The organism is Micromonospora echinofusca (assembly GCF_017614955.1).
Lineage (GTDB): Bacteria > Actinomycetota > Actinomycetes > Mycobacteriales > Micromonosporaceae > Micromonospora > Micromonospora echinofusca_A.
Map to the genome: position 1 here is coordinate 15,622 of NZ_WVUH01000040.1, position 15,092 is coordinate 30,713.

11 protein-coding genes and 1 pseudogene are annotated in these 15,092 nt (G+C 66.4%); 5 read left to right on the forward strand and 7 right to left on the reverse strand.

Features of this window, described 5'->3' with window-relative positions; translation table 11 throughout:
- Positions 1-92: 92 nt before the first annotated feature.
- From GSF22_RS07595 to GSF22_RS07610, 4 genes are all read right to left on the reverse strand, one after another.
- Entirely contained in the window at positions 93-362 is a 270-nt protein-coding gene (locus GSF22_RS07595; protein ID WP_088996804.1) for a DUF6458 family protein, read from the reverse strand.
- A gap of 169 nt (positions 363-531) precedes the next feature.
- The gene (locus GSF22_RS07600) at positions 532-2,388 is read right to left on the reverse strand and encodes an acyl-CoA dehydrogenase (RefSeq protein WP_208812251.1); all 1,857 of its coding nucleotides are present in this window, start codon (positions 2,386-2,388) and stop codon (positions 532-534) included.
- A gap of 216 nt (positions 2,389-2,604) precedes the next feature.
- Positions 2,605-3,732 (reverse strand): PP2C family protein-serine/threonine phosphatase, encoded by a 1,128-nt coding sequence (locus GSF22_RS07605; RefSeq protein WP_208812253.1) that lies wholly within the window; start codon positions 3,730-3,732, stop codon positions 2,605-2,607.
- 91 nt (positions 3,733-3,823) lie between these two features.
- A complete protein-coding gene (locus tag GSF22_RS07610; RefSeq protein WP_307803824.1) occupies positions 3,824-4,459 on the reverse strand; it encodes a septal ring lytic transglycosylase RlpA family protein in 636 nt (211 codons plus the stop codon).
- Positions 4,460-4,622: 163 nt separating this feature from the next.
- On the opposite strand from GSF22_RS07610, the pseudogene GSF22_RS07615 reads away from it, so the two are divergent.
- Positions 4,623-5,168: pseudogene (locus GSF22_RS07615) on the forward strand (phosphoribosyltransferase family protein); the annotation flags it as partial.
- A 117-nt stretch (positions 5,169-5,285) separates the two neighbouring features.
- On the opposite strand, the gene GSF22_RS07620 reads toward GSF22_RS07615, so the two are convergent.
- Complete coding sequence (locus tag GSF22_RS07620; protein WP_208812259.1) at positions 5,286-7,310, reverse strand: hypothetical protein; 2,025 nt, start codon at positions 7,308-7,310, stop codon at positions 5,286-5,288.
- A 139-nt stretch (positions 7,311-7,449) separates the two neighbouring features.
- Positions 7,450-8,346 carry an LLM class flavin-dependent oxidoreductase gene (locus GSF22_RS07625; protein WP_208812261.1) on the reverse strand — a complete coding sequence of 299 codons (897 nt, stop codon included), beginning with the start codon at positions 8,344-8,346 and terminating at the stop codon, positions 7,450-7,452.
- 382 nt (positions 8,347-8,728) lie between these two features.
- Between GSF22_RS07625 and GSF22_RS07630 the strand changes: the two genes are divergently transcribed.
- A complete protein-coding gene (locus tag GSF22_RS07630) occupies positions 8,729-9,796 on the forward strand; it encodes a hypothetical protein (RefSeq protein ID WP_208812262.1) in 1,068 nt (355 codons plus the stop codon).
- Positions 9,797-9,902: 106 nt separating this feature from the next.
- A complete protein-coding gene (locus GSF22_RS07635) occupies positions 9,903-10,319 on the forward strand; it encodes a VOC family protein (protein WP_208812264.1) in 417 nt (138 codons plus the stop codon).
- 155 nt (positions 10,320-10,474) lie between these two features.
- Here the strand turns inward: GSF22_RS07635 and GSF22_RS07640 are convergent, their stop codons facing one another.
- Positions 10,475-10,828, reverse strand: coding sequence for a hypothetical protein (locus tag GSF22_RS07640; protein WP_208812266.1), 354 nt, complete (start codon positions 10,826-10,828; stop codon positions 10,475-10,477).
- A 1,590-nt stretch (positions 10,829-12,418) separates the two neighbouring features.
- Between GSF22_RS07640 and GSF22_RS35970 the strand changes: the two genes are divergently transcribed.
- Both GSF22_RS35970 and GSF22_RS07650 read left to right on the forward strand, forming a co-directional pair.
- Positions 12,419-13,021, forward strand: coding sequence for an SLATT domain-containing protein (locus GSF22_RS35970; RefSeq protein WP_208812268.1), 603 nt, complete (start codon positions 12,419-12,421; stop codon positions 13,019-13,021).
- Positions 13,022-13,239: 218 nt separating this feature from the next.
- On the forward strand, positions 13,240-14,736 hold the full coding sequence (locus tag GSF22_RS07650) for a reverse transcriptase domain-containing protein (RefSeq protein WP_208812270.1): 1,497 nt from the start codon (positions 13,240-13,242) through the stop codon (positions 14,734-14,736).
- The last annotated feature ends 356 nt before the right edge of the window (positions 14,737-15,092 follow it).

The window sequence follows — 15,092 nt, forward strand, 5'->3', positions numbered from 1 at the left end:
CGGCAACCGGGCGCCGCCCACGGCCGCCGTCGACCGGTGGCGCGCTGGCCCGGTCGGCGGTCAGCTCGGTGATGCGGTGGCCCAGCCGGCGGTCAGCTCGGTGGTGCGGTGGGCGGCGGCGGGTCGGGCGGCGGTGGCATCATCGCCGTCGGATGGGAGAGCCGGTTCTCCTCGACGATGAGAGTCCGGGCCCGCTTGCGCCGGTCCTGCCAGAACCAGAGGGTGGTCAGCAGGACGGCGAGACCGGCCAGGATGAACACCCAGCCGACTGCGCGCAGGTCGATCCACCAGACGTTCGCTCTGATGGCGAATGTCAGGATCGCGCCTATTGCGATGAGAAAAATGCCGCTTCCGATGCCCATGTGCGCTGCACTCCCCCGTGCGGTGGCTCTGGGCTTTCCCCTACTTTTCACGACAAATCAGGGTGCTGCTGCTTCCACCATAACGCGGCGGCCGGCGAGCATCAGCTCGCCGGCCGCTTCGTCACCCGACGGTCGCCGTACGGCGTTCGTCAGCAGATCACCCTCCGGTTCAGAACGCGTCCTCCGGCAGGTCCATCACGTCCAGGTCGGTGGACTGGATGATCCGGCGGTCGGCGCCGATGCGGGGCAGCACCTCCCGGGCGAAGAACTTCGCCGCCGCCACCTTGCCGGCGTAGAAGGACCGGTCGGTCGCCGACACCTCGCCGGCCAGGGCACGCAGCGCCACGTCGGCCTGCCGCTGGAGCAGCCAGCCGACGACCAGGTCACCGATGGCGAGCAGGAACCGACGGCTGCTCAGGCCGACCTTGTAGAGCGCCCGGGCGTCACCACCCTGGGCCTCGCCCAGCCAGCCGGTCATCGTGGCCAGCATGGTCTGCACCTCGGCCAGCGTCCGGCCCAGCGCGGCCCGCTCCTCCTTGAGCTGGCCGTTGCCGCCCTCGGAGGCGATGAACTCCTGGATCTCGCCGGCCACCGCCATCAGCGCCTTGCCGTTGTCCCGCACGATCTTGCGGAAGAACAGGTCGAGGCTCTGGATCGCGGTCGTGCCCTCGTACAGGGTGTCGATCTTCGCGTCCCGGACGTACTGCTCCAGGGGGTAGTCCTGGAGGAAGCCGGAACCACCGAAGGTCTGCAACGCCTCGTGCCCGAGCAGCTCGTACGCCCGCTCCGAGCCGACCCCCTTGACCAGCGGGAGCAGCAGGTCGTTGACCCGCTTGGCGAGCTTGGTGGCCTTCTCGTCGCCGGCCGACTCGGCCAGCGCCACCTTGTCCTGCCAGCTCGCGGTGTAGCAGACCAGGGCGCGCAGGCCCTCGGCGTACGACTTCTGGAGCATCAGCGACCGGCGCACGTCCGGGTGGTGGGTGATGGTCACCCGGGGGGCGGTCTTGTCGGCCATCTGGAGCAGGTCGGCGCCCTGTACCCGGTTCTTCGCGTACTCCAGGGCGTTGAGGTAGCCGGTGGAGAGGGTGGCGATCGCCTTGGTGCCGACCATCATCCGGGCGTACTCGATGATCAGGAACATCTGCCGGATGCCCTCGTGCACCTCGCCGAGGAGCCAGCCCTTGGCCGGTACGCCGTGCTCGCCGAAGGTCACCTCGCAGGTGTTGGAGACCTTCAGGCCCATCTTGTGCTCGACGTTGGTGGCGTAGACGCCGTTGCGCTCACCCAGCTCGCCGGTGTTCTCGTCGAAGTGGAACTTCGGCACGACGAAGAGGGAGAGGCCCTTCGTACCCGGGCCGCCGACGCCCTCGACGCCGACCGGGCGGGCCAGCACGTAGTGGATGATGTTGTCGGCGAGGTCGTGTTCACCCGAGGTGATGAACCGCTTGACGCCCTCGATGTGCCACGAGCCGTCCGGCTGCGGGATGGCGCGGGTACGCCCGGCGCCGACGTCCGAGCCGGCGTCCGGCTCGGTCAGCACCATGGTCGAGCCCCACTGCTTCTCCACGAAGAGCTTCGCCCACTTCTTCTGCTGCTCGGTGCCCTCGCGCAGCAGGGTGGTGGCGAAGGACGGGCCGGAGGCGTACATCCAGATCGGGGCGTTGGCGCCGAGCACCAGCTCGGCGAGGGACCACCAGAGGGCGCGCGGCGCGTTGGTGCCGTCCAGCTCCGGCGGGAGGTCCAGCCGCCAGAACTCGGAGTCCATGAAGGCCCGGTACGACTTCTTGAAGGACTCGGGCAGCGGTGCGGTGTGCGTGGCCGGGTCGAAGACCGGCGGGTTGCGGTCGCTGTCGGTGTAGCTGGCCGCCAGGTCCTCCCGGGCCAGGCGGTCCACCTCCGCGATGAAGCTGCGGGCCGTGTCCAGGTCGAGATCGGCGTACGGCTCCTGGCCGAACAACCGGTCGACACCGAAGACCTCGAAGAGGTTGAACTCAAGGTCCCGGAGGTTGCTCTTGTAGTGGGTCATGTGCGCTGGCCCCGCTTCCGGACAGGTGTTACCGATCAGTAACTCCGACTGTATTACTCACGGGTAGGTATCGACAAGCCGTCGATAGAAGTGACGACGATCACAAAGTTGACATTGCACCTGATCCGGACCTGACAGCGCCGCTCATGCCACCACGATCCGCCGGTCACGCCCCGGCCCGGACCGGGCGGTCACGCCCGGCCCGGACCGGTGGGGCTACGCCTCGGCGGCGCCCAGCTCCCAGCTCGGCACCGGACAACCGCCCCCGGTACGCGGACCGGTGTACTCCATCAGCACCAGCGCGATGTCGTCGTCGAGCCGGCCGTGCACCCACTCGACGAGCGCGGTCTCCAACGAGGCCAGCCCGTCGCCGACGGTACCGTGGCCGAGCAGTCGCCAGGCCCGGTCGGCGGTCGGGAAGAACTCGCCGTCCCGCCGCGCCTCGCCCAGCCCGTCGGTGAAGAGCAGCAGCCGGTCCCCGGGCTCCAGACGCTCCACCCGGGGGCGGACCACCGGCATGAACCCCAACGGCGGAGCCGGCGCGGGCGGCTCCAGCGGGATCACCTGCCCGCGCCGCAGCAGCAGCGGCGCCGGGTGCCCGCAGTTCACGATGGTCAGGGTGCCGCCCCGCTCCTCGACCAGGGCGGCGGTGACGAAGTCCTCGTCACCGACACTGCGCGCCACGGCCCGGTCCAGATCGGTCACGATCGCCCGCAGGTCGGCCCGTTCGAAGGCGACATGCCGGTAGGAACCCAGCACGATACTGGCCAACCGGACCGCGTCCAGCCCCTTGCCCCGCACGTCACCGATGATCATGCGGACCCCGTACGGGGTGTCGATCACCTCGTACAGGTCGCCACCGATGTCGGCGGTCGCGGTCGCCGAGATGTACCGGCCGGCGACCGTCAGGGTGCCCACCTGCGGGCCGAGGGGCCGCAGCACCGCCTGCTGGGCCACGGCCGCCAGCCGGGACAGTTCGGCGATCTGCTCCGCCTGCCGCTGCCGGACCGCCGCGACCGCAGCCGCGATCCCGGTGGCCAGCGCGATCACCACCACGCTGACCGCGTTGTCCAGCGAGACCCGCTCCTCGGCCAGGACGAACGCCGCCCCGACCATGGTCGCGCCGGCACCCACCCCCAGCACCACCCGCCAGGGCGCGAGCGCGGCGGCCAGGAACGGCGCCGCCACGAACAGGGCGATGTAGTGGGCCTGGGGTCCGTCGGCGATCTCCACCGCCGAGACGAGTGCGAGCAGGACAAGGGCCGCGCCGAGACCGGCGCGGGATCCAGGGCTCAGCGGGCGGCGGCCCGACTGGAAGGCATGCATGCGTACGCCGAACAGCATGCCTGATGGATGTCCGGGAGGGTATGAACCTGGCCCGTCGTCCGATCCGGTTCTGTCCACCCGGTGTACCCACGTCAGCCGTGACGAGCAGTTATCCGAGCACCTCGTAACGGACGGTCAGGTGTCCGAGGTCGAGCGAGGCGATCGCGGCGAACGCCGCCCGGGACAGGTCGAGGCAACGACCGTCGATGAACGGGCCACGGTCGTTGATCCGGACGGTGACCGAGTCTCCGGTCGACGGGTTGGTCACCCGCACCTTCGTACCGAACGGCAACGTCTTGTGTGCGGCGGTCATCGCCGACGGATCGAAGGTCTCGCCGTTGGCGGTCAACTGTCCCTCGCTGTAGAACGACGCACCACACGAGCCGCTCTCCAACACCTTCGGGGCGACCGGCTTCGCGGTGGTCTTCGTCACCTTCGGAGTCGGGCGGGGGGCCGCCGTCCGGGTCGTCGCCCGGGAGGCCCGCTGAGGTGACCGGGTCACCTTCGGGCTGGCACTCGGGCTCGCGCTCGGGCTCGCGGCCGGCGCACCGGTCGCCGGGCTGCTCAGCGTCGGGACCGGCCCGGCACTGCTCTCCACCGGTACCGGCGCGGCGCCGCTCTCGGCCGAGGTGAGCTGGATCGCGCCGAAGGCACCTCCGATGGTCACCGCCGTGGCCACCGCGGCGGTCGCCACGATGCCCACCGGCGTACGGAAAATGCCTGCTCGGGAGTGCTTTCCGGTCACGATCCCGTCCCTTCTCGTACGTCCGATCGGGTCGGACCGTAACGAGAGGAGCACTTCCGAAGTCAACGTGATCACGTAGATTGATCCGCATTTGCGGTGAAACGTGTAGCCGATCATCCGAGGCCGCGTGGGTCGGACGACCCGGGTCGCCGAGGATGGGCGGGTGACCACGCCGCTGAGCCGCCGCCTCGCCGAGTCGTTCACCTGGGTGGACCCGGGACCGCACAGCAGTCACCTGGTGAGCGACACCTCCGGCTGGTGGCGCGATCCGGACATCCTGGCCGGGATCGGGCCCGCCCTGGTCGCCCCGTTCCGCTCGACGCCGCCCACCGTGGTGATCGCGCCGGCCGTCACCGGACTGCTGCTCGGCCCACTGGCCGCCGCCGCCCTGGGCGTCGGCTTCGCGGTCGCGCACAAACCCGCCGAGCGACGGCTACCGGGCGCGGTGACCTGGGCCGACAGCCCACCCGACTACCGGGGACGGCAGGTCCGGCTCGGCATCCTCGACCGGCACCTCGGCCCCGGCGACCGGGTGCTGGCGGTCGACGACTGGGTGGCGAGCGGCGCGCAGCTCCGGGCGGTCCGGGACATCTGCGTGGTACGCGGCGCACACTGGGTCGGTTCGGCCGCCCTGGTCGCCGACTGCCCACCCGAACAGGCACGCGACCTCGGGTTGCACGCCCTGCTCCGGGCCGGGGACCTGCACCCTGACGAGTGGCATGCCGGTCACCCGGCTACCCGATTCGGTTCCGGGTGGGCCGGCTCGGCCCCGACCCACCCGGAGCCGTGGTCAGCCGGCTCGACACCGACCCGCCCGGAACCGTGGTCAGCCGGCCACCAGGAAGGTCCACTCCCGGGCCGGTGACAGCGTGCCGTCGCCGTACCGGGCGCGCACGGTGAGGACGTTCGCACCGACCCGGTCCGGGGCCAGCTCGATCTCCGCGTAGTTGCCGTTCGACGCGGGAACCGTGATCTCGGCGCCACCGTTGAGCCGCACGACGAACTCCGTCACGCCCCCCGGCTCCGAGTAGAGCCAGAAGACGCTCGACACCCCGACCCCACCCTGGGGGCTGTCCGGCGGGTCGTAGACGAACGACGAGACGTACGGTCGGGTGTCCCGGACCTGGAGGTTGAGGTAGCGCACCTCCGAGACGGTGCCGTCGGTACCCACACTCCGCACGACCATCCGGTAGTACCACGCTTCGGTCGGCGTCCAGGTCACCGTCGCCGCGCCGGTCCCGTCCGCCGGCACGGACTCGAACGGCAGACTGTCGTCCACCTGGTACTCGTACCGCACCACGCCCGGGCGCCCGGGGCTGAGGGTGAAGACCGTCGGCTCGCCGACCAGACCGAGGTGGTACGACCCCTCCTGCCGGTCGGAGGTCACTCTCGGCGCGTCGGTGACCCGGAGGGAGACGGTCCGGGTGCCTACCAACCCCGCTGCGGTGTAGCTGGCCACCACCAGGTCGGTCGCACCGAGAGCCCGGAAGGTCACCTCGGTGCTCGCCGTACCGTCCGGTGCCGCCAGGACGGTCACCTCCGGGCCGTCGCCGATCCGGTACCGGTACTCGGTCACGCCGGCCACCCCGGGACGCATGGTCACCCGGCTGGGCAGGTCGACCCCGCCCTCCTCGACGGTCACCTCGGGAGCGGTGTCCCGGACCCTGAACTCGTAAAGGGTGGTACGAGACGGATTGCCGGCCCGGTCGTAGGACTGCACTTCGAGGATGCTGGTGCCGTAGGTGACCGGGGCCACCTGGATGGTGGTGCCGGCTCCCATCGACGGCGCCGGCACCTCGGCCATGCCGACTCCGCTGAGGCTCCACCGGTAACGGACCACGTCGGTCGAGCCCGCCGGGTCGATCCGGAAGGTACCCACGATCCCGGGACCACCGTGCGGCGTGTTGTCCGCCGGGTAGTCGTCGGACGTGACCACGGGGGCAGCGGGAACGTGCCGGTCTACGTTGAAGTAGCAGGTCGGCGACCAGTCCGAAACGGCATCGGAATCCTGGGAACGGGCCGCCCACGCCCACAGCCCCTCGGCCAACGGGGGATCCGACGGCACCTGGTGCCTGATCACCCCGGGCGGCTGCGCGGTCTGGGTCACCTCCTGGCGGGCAGCCGGGTCCGCCACCGGCCACCAGGCAAAGGTCGGCCGGAGCCGCTCCTGGCTGCCCTCGGCGTCGTCGAACCGGGCACTCAGCCTCGGGCTACCGCCGTACCAGGGGGCGTCGTCCGGGCCGGCACACGGTGTACCGAAGGTGGCAAGCTCGGTCGGTACCGCTGGTGGGGTGTTCGACACCACCGTCAGGGCCGACAGGCTGAGGCGGCGTCCCAGCTCTCCGCTGCTCTCCGCACCGTCGGCGATGCGCAGTCCCAGCGTGATCTGGTTCTGGCCCGCCTCGACGGCCGCCCGGACGGCCGACACCGCGTCGAACTGGTGGTAGCGGTCCGGGCATTCCCGTTCGCCACCCATCACGACGGTGCCGACCCGGGTCCGTTCCACCGGCGGGTTCTGCCAGGTGGTGGTCTCGCTGACCGGATCCGTCACCCACAGTTCCACCGGGGCCGGCTTGGCACAGTTGACCACTGCACTCTCGCCTGCCGTGAAGCCGGCCGAGATGATCCTCTGGCCACGGTACGACGTCAGGTCGTAGGTGACGTACGAACGGAACTCGTGTTCCTGGCCGGCAGTGTCCACCGACTTGCCGACCGGCGCCCGATCGTCTTCACTCCGGAAGAACGAGGTGTGAGGTTGTGAGGCGTCGGTGTACGCCCAGTTGATCCGGGCTGCGGTCGACTGACGGGCGGCGGATGCCGGGCCGGTGATGACGACCAGACCGGCACCCACCACGACTGCTGTCAGGACCGTTGCCAGATGACGCTTTGGCAGAATGACCCACCTCCGAGGACCATCGACAGCCATTCTGCCGATGTGGTGGGCTGATCTTAGTGAGACGCGCGTCGAACTGCCGCCCGTTATCGGGGCCTCAGCCGCGCTCAGGCGTGAGCCGGCGCAACTCGGGCAGCAGCCCGGCCGCCACCTCCTCAAGTACCCTCTCGTCCCCGGCGTACCAGCTGGACGCGCGCGGCCAGTGGGTGACCACGTCGGTGAAGCCGAGCCCGGCCGCGCGGGTCACCGCGTCGGCGAAGAAGGTCGGACTGCTCAGCGAGAAGACCGGCGCGGAGTCCAGCGACAGGTAGCGGTCCAGGGTGGCCGGATCCCGGCCGGCTACGGCCAGGGCCTTGTTCATCCGGTCGGACAGCTCGGCGACCGAGCCCCACCAGCTTTCCAGATCGTCCCCGCTCACGCCCGTGGTCACCCAGCCCTGTCCGAAGCGTGCCACCAACCGCATCGAACGGGGCCCGTTGGCCGCCATGACGAAGGGCACCCGGGGCAGTTGTACGCAGCCCGGGTTGTTCCGCGCGTCCACGGCGGCGAACCAGTCACCGCGCCAGGTGACCCCGTCCTCGCGTAGCACCAGGTCGAGCAGCTCGGTGAACTCACCGAACCGGTCGACCCGTTGCCTGGGCGGCAGCGTCTCCCCGCCGAGTACGGCCGAATCAAAACCGATCCCACCGGCTCCGAGACCCAGTAGCACCCGGCCGCCGGAGATGTCGTCGAGCGCGGTCACCTGCCGGGCGAAGTGCACCGGATGACGGAAGTTGGGCGAGGCGACCAGGGTGCCCAGCCGGATCCGGGAGGTCACCATCGCCGCGGCGGTCAGCGTGGGCACCGAATCGAACCACGGCCCGTCGACGAGGTCACGCCAACCGAGATGGTCGTAGGTCCAGGCGTGGTCGAAGCCCCACTCCTCCGCCTGACGCCAGCGGTGCCGCACCTCGGCCCAGCGCTGGTCAGGCAGAACAACGATTCCGATCCGCATGGTCAGAGCGTACGGTCAACAGCCCTCGGCGGGTCGGCCACCTGTCACGACGATGGCCCGGCCCACCTGACACAGCAGGATTCTCGTACTGCTTCTATCGGATCCCGGACAGAAGGCTTCCGCTGGTCGGCCGATGAATGTGCTGTGGGTCGCGGGCTGGGGATGCCCGCCGTCGTGGGAGGTCAACCAGATGGCACGGACACCGATCGGGGTGCCGAAAATGGCGGCCCTGGCCCTGATCCTCGGGATTGTGGTCACCGGAGCCCTGAGCTCACAGCCGGCAATGGCCGCCGACAGCACACTCCCGGTACTGGCCGGGGTGACCCTCTCGCCGGATTCGGTGTCCGTCAACGGACTCGACCTGGTACCGGTCACCGTCAAGGTGCACCTGACCGACGAATCCGGGGTCGAGGAAAGCACCGGGATGGACGGCGTCAGCACACCCCTCGCCTTGCTGCAGCGGGTCTCCGCCGGCGCCCGGCAGACCGCAGGGGCTGAGCTGGCACTCAGCTCGGGGACAGCCCAGGACGGGGTCTGGAGCGCCACCATCCAGGTGCCCTCAACATGGGACGGTCAGTGGCAGGTCACCCGCGTCGTCGCCTCCGATACGTTCGGCAACAAGCTCGACGTGGATCCCCGTACCCAGTCCCAGTCAGCCTCGTTACGGGTGACCGGCACCCATCAACCGGCCCTGACCCTGACCTTCGTCCCCGATCCGGTGCTGGGTGACGGCCGGCTCACCATGCAGGGACGCGCCTACTACGTCGACACCGGCGCCGGCATCCCTGATCTCGGCCTCTTCATTGGTGTCGACAACACCTGCGTCGAGGGAAGAAACTCGCCGAACGCCACCACGAACGCCGCCGGTCTCTACTCGAAGACGTTCTCCGGAAACCTCAACAACGCGCTGCACTGTGTCGGCATACCGCGGCCGTCCAACATTTCGAGAAGCCCGGAGTACATCGCTTACCAGGGCGCATTCCCCCGGGTGAAATACAAGGTCCAAGCCTCCGCCGGCCGGGAGGCACTGGCGCTGGGCCAAAAACTGACCATCAGCGGCCGGGTCATCCCCGTCCTTGGCGGGGCAACGGTCCAGCTGCAACAACTGGTCAACGGCACCTGGCGTACCGTCCGGACCTCGTCGGCAACCGCCGGAGAATTCACCCTGACGATCACGCCAGAGGCGGCCGGACAGCACAGCTACCGGGTGTACCTGCCGGTCCGCGAGGACGACGCACTCAGTGGCGTGTCCCGCACCCTGTCGGTACGAGTCACGTCGGGCGATCCCGGCGGCGACGACGGAGGCCTACCGGTCACCGGACCTGCCCTGCCGCCCCTCGTGGGTGCTGCGACCGGGCTCATGATCGCCGGGGCGGCACTCATGATCGTCGGCCGTCGACGGCGCGGCCAACGGTACGACAACCCGGCAGCACCGACCGGTACGACCTGACCGAAGCGACGGTCCATTCCGGCCTGCCCCGCTCCTGAGACGTGACGTAGGTTCTAGCGTTGCGCCCGTACTCGGACGGGCGCAACGACGACGAAAGGCACAACACGTGTCGGAAGCGAGCTTCTCCGGGATCCACCACGTCACACTGAACGTACGCGACCTCGATGCCTCGGTACGGTGGTACAGCGAGGTCCTGGGCTTCTCGGTGTTGTTCCCGTTGAGCACCGACAGCTTCGAGCGCCGCGTCATGCGCCACCCCGGCGGCACCGTCATCGGGTTGACGAAGCACAAGCACGCGGATGCCGACGCGGAGTTCAGCGAACGCCGCACCGGGCTCGATCACGTTGCGTTCAACGTGGAAACGCACGCCGACCTGGAGGCATGGGTCGTTCGGTTCGACGAGGCCGGGGTCACCCATTCCGGAATCAAGGTCACGCCTGTCGGCTTCACGCTGCTTGCGTTCTGGGACCCGGACAACATCCAGCTTGAGATGTACCTCGCCCCGGCTACCGCGGCACGCTGAACGTCGGAAACCACAGCAGGCCCGTTTCGGCTGAAGCTGTGACATCGAAGGCCCTGGTCGGAAAGAGCTCCGAACCAGGGCCTCTCGGTTGGGGTTGGTGCCGTCGGGGCCCCGCCGCCGTGAGGTGACGACCGCTGCGGTCGGCCGTCGAACCGCTAGCGGAACTCGTGCACGACCTCGACCAACCCGACGATGTGCTCGTTGAACTCGTCCAACTCCTCAGCGGGTACCCACAGCTCCAGGATCGTCCTACCGCCAACCTGCTGGACCGGATAGCGGCTCAGGAACTCCGACTCCACTCGAAAGCGGGTCACGTAGCCGACGCCGGAACTCGGCACGTTCCAGTCCCGGGCGATCATGATCGCGTAGTCCTCGTTCAGGACCGGATAGAAAATCGGCTGGTCCGGCAGGCGCGGCGGCCACCTCCGCCACCCCGACTCGCGGACGAGATCCAGCTCGTCCGGTCCGGTCGGGCGCCACAGCACCGTCGTACCGCCATCGCTGCTCATGCCGACCTCGCTGCTCGGTGTCGTGGAGCCGCGACGGTACCGGCGCGCCGACAATCGGCACCACCGCTTTCTCCTCGTACTCCGCCAGATGCCGCAGTGGTACCACTCGTTACCGAACCGCCGGTAGGCAGGCGACACCCGACATGATCGTTCCGTGAGGTTGCATGGCACCCGACGGCGTCGGGTCTGCCTCAGCCTGTGGCCGGGGGACGGCCCGACCGGATCATCGGTCGTGGGTGTTCAGATGCCGCCCGGCGTACCACCGTCACTGCCGTATGCGGCGTCGTGCGAGAGACTGGGGTCGCCTCCGCCACCCTTGCCACGGAGCGTGCCTCGTCGGGTTCGACGCCTGTCACGCGCCATCTGGCGGGTGGCAGCCCGCGCCGCCCGCATCACTTCCGCACGGCCCTGTGGCTGGGCCGCATCCTTCCGACGGCGCAACAGCACGACGGCAACGGCGAGCCCACCCGCCAGTACGACAGCCAGCAGTCCCCAGGCCAACCCACTGCCACTCATGTTCCGACGCTAAGCCTCATCGAGAGTGACCAGTATCAACGTTCCGGTCAGTTGTCGGTCGCCGGACCCCGGACTGGTCCTGCCTACGCTGGGTTAGATGTCGCACCGAAAGGCAGTGCAGCGACATCGTCGCCGACACCATCCAGCTACGGCAGGCCCGTACGAAGCAGCGCGGGCGTCGGCCCGATCTCGACCCAGCCAAAGTACTGGGCCAGGCGGTACGATCGTTGATCTTGAGACAGCGAAGGCTCTGGTGGGGACTGACGTCCTGACCAGGGCCTTCGTGGTGGAGCGGGTGACGGGAATCGAACCCGCACTGTCAGCTTGGGAACCGTACACGATCCCCAGTTCAGCGGCTCCGGCCCCAGGTTAGAGCGACAATAAGTGGCCTGGAGTGACCTCCCCTGACCTTGTCTAATGGCCCGCTAATGGCCCGCGCTGACGTCTTGGTCAGCCCTGCCGTCCTCCCTGGCCGAGACGTAAGACCGGCTTTCAAGACCGGCTGCTGCGAGTCGTCGACCTGCGAAAACGTCGACGAGCGTCACCATTGTCGCGCTGTTGTCGCAGCCCTACAGGGTGATGTGTAAAGACGCCGTATGGGACTCGGCGGCGCGGGGTGTTCCGTCATGGACCCCCGCGCACAGCCGACTCCCCCGTCACGCTCAAGTCCAAGGGGCCGCAAGGTCTCCAACCTGACGCCTGGTTGTCGCCCGGTTAGTGCGTGTTTGGAACTTCTCATGTAGACGGTGAGGCGCGTCGTGATCAACGCGGTCGGTTCGGACAGGTTGGCCGGGTGCATCGTGCCGCGGCTACCCGTCCGACCTGAGGGACGCCCACAGAGACCTCGTCAGGGATTTGCTCCCGGGACCAAGCACGGCCGGTCGGCCGGAGAGACATCGATCAGCAGTATATGGCATGCCATGCCTGGCACCGGAGTCGGGCCAAGAAAACACCGTTTCTGATACAGTCCTGCCATCGGGTGGGAACCGGTTTGACGGGTGACGGTTTGATTGGTTGGAACTCTATATCCCTGGGCCCCGCTAATCATTAACCGCTAGATCCTCAGGGGAGGGCATGAGTAATCCTGACGTCTGGCATCAAGAGCTGTCTAAGCTAGAAACGCGAGCTTACAATACATACAAAGCTCGACTCGAAGCAAGTAAGCGCCTTGAGTCACGATCGCGAGCCGTTAATGGTCTCGTTGTGGCTCTAACGTTGTCAGCCCTCATCTCGGCGGCTGGCATGCTTAGGGACAGGGAAATTTACGGGCCCAACGGGGACGCAATCTGGCTATATATCTCAATTCTGACGTTCGCCGGTTCATTGACATCATCATCCATGGGATATGCCGCTCGAAGTCGCAACATGTTTCAGAACTATCGCAAGATTCAACGCCTTTCGGTACGGGCGGAGAGCGCCAAGAGCGACCCTGCCCAGTTCACCAGAGAGGCATTCGAGAAGTTGAGCTCGGAATATAATGATCTTCTCGATGAGAGCGAAAATCACACCACGGCTGACTACTTGCGCGCTCGATCACAATTTGCGCCTGGGACCAGGCCTAGCAAGGCTGAGCGCTTGCGCGTTTTTGCTTCCGACGCCCTGAGCTGGATACCTTGGCTCGCAGTCCTCGTCCCCGTAGCCCTTGTGGTGCCGGCCGTTATGGCCTTTTGGCCCTAGGTCTGCATCGGCTCTGGACCCTGCGGTTCTCATACGTTATACTGCTGCCATCGTTCAAGAGAACGTAGGCTTTGGCCCGGAGCTGGACGGCGCAACCGTCCCTTCAGATCGCTGATGAACGCCATCCTTGATCTGCATGCGAATGCAAGTCTTTCAGGGTTCGACCAGCCGCACGGGACCCGCCTCTGGCGGGTCCCGTTTGTTTTTGAAGGGGTATCGTGGAAGATTTCGCCACTACCATGAGAAACATAGCGCAGACTCGCATTCGCCGCTTCGAGCGGGCTGCAAAACGGCATTACGACGAATCAAAGCGCGAAGCACGTCGGGCCAATATCGACCCGCCAAAATCCCCTTACCCCAAGCCTACGGCATGGTCATTTAGAAATGATTTCAATCCTTTCATTGTAAGGTCGCGCGCAGACGTCTATGCCCACGGTATAAGCAAGTCACTAAAAGACAAAAAGTACAAAGTGGGTGACCCCTACATCTTCGAAGTCAAGAAACCGCAGGGCGGATCGAGAAGGATTACATCCTTCGGTATACCTGACGAAGCTCTTTCCCGGCGCACATACCGGTCGCTGATGAGCAAGAACATAGGCGCACTGAGCGGCCGATCGTACGCGTACAGGGCAGACATTAACGTTTTCGATGCCATTACATATATTTCAAGTGAATGGCGGGATCATCCTCGCCTATTTGTGGCCGAGTTTGATCTTCAAGACTACTTCGGGTCAGTGAAGCACCAGTATCTATTCCAACAGATGCAAGTATTGAAGCTTCGCATGACGCCGCGCGAACGACTGATCATAGAGGCGTTCTTGCGGACGGCCGACACGGGCCAATCCAAAGGATTCCCTCAAGGAACCTCCATAAGCCTCTTTTTATCGGGCGTAGCGCTGTCGCCGTTGGACCGATCTCTTGAGCGGCTCAATGTAGGCTTCGCAAGATTTTCGGATGACATCTTACTCTGGGGTGCAGACTACTCAGCCGTTAGAACTGGATCGGACATGCTCTTTGAGTGGTCAAATGACTCCGGAGTCGGCATCAGTACGTTCAAGAGTCGAGGGCTGCAGATCCTGTCCCCAAAAGGCTCGGTCGGCAGATCGGAAATTAGAGACGTCGACTCGGTTGATTTCCTGAGTCATAGGATATCGCTACGAGGCGTAAGGCTCGCGAAGCGGCCCGAGCGCAACATTCGGCAGCGATGCTCCGAATTAATTTATGCCAATTTATTGAGACAGCCGCTCGCCGGTACGCAGGATTTTGGGCGATTAAAGAACGGCTTAGACCGGGATTACCTAACCTTGCTATCGCAGCTGCGACGACTTTTCTATGGCGGCTTAAGCGAGCCGCAAGTCTACCGATTTTCCCGTTCCGGATACGTTCCACTCAATCACTTGACGGGCTTCGTGGCTAGACATCCGGTGGTGACCGAAGTGGACGACTGGCGAGCTTTAGACAAATGGCTTCGTAGGCAGATTTGGTTAGCTTTGAGGCGGCGTGCCCTTCTCCTTCGAAAGGCTGGCCACGAGGGGCCGTGTATCCCTTGGGATACTCCTGTTCACATGCTTAGCAGTCAGGTTTCCCATTCCACGCGTTCATTTGCTCTGCTGAACATGAGGATTCCGAGCACGGCACGGATGGCGCGCGTCGTTCTTAAGGCGACGGATCTGCATGGAACTCGGGTCACGGAGCGACCGCGGGGGATTTACTAGTCAATCCACCCGGAAACCGTGGGTCAAGGTCGGGTAAGAACCTGATTGGTGGAGCGGCTGCATGTCTTATGTTGATCGCTGCATCGGCGTGGCTCACGCGGTGGCATGCCTACCGCAAGGCGATGGACACCACTGCGGCCAGCCGAGGAAAAGGCGCTGCGAAGGGAGTGGCGCGCCTATCGCAACGCGATCGGTGACGCAATTACCAAGCCATCACGGCTCGCCACCGGGTCACGTCCGCGCTGATGGTGTAAGAGACGGCCATCGCGGGATCCGGTCTGATGTTATGCGGCGATCGGGGCGGGGTCGGTCTGGTCGGTGTCGTGTTGATCGTTGATGACGACCATGCGGGCTTT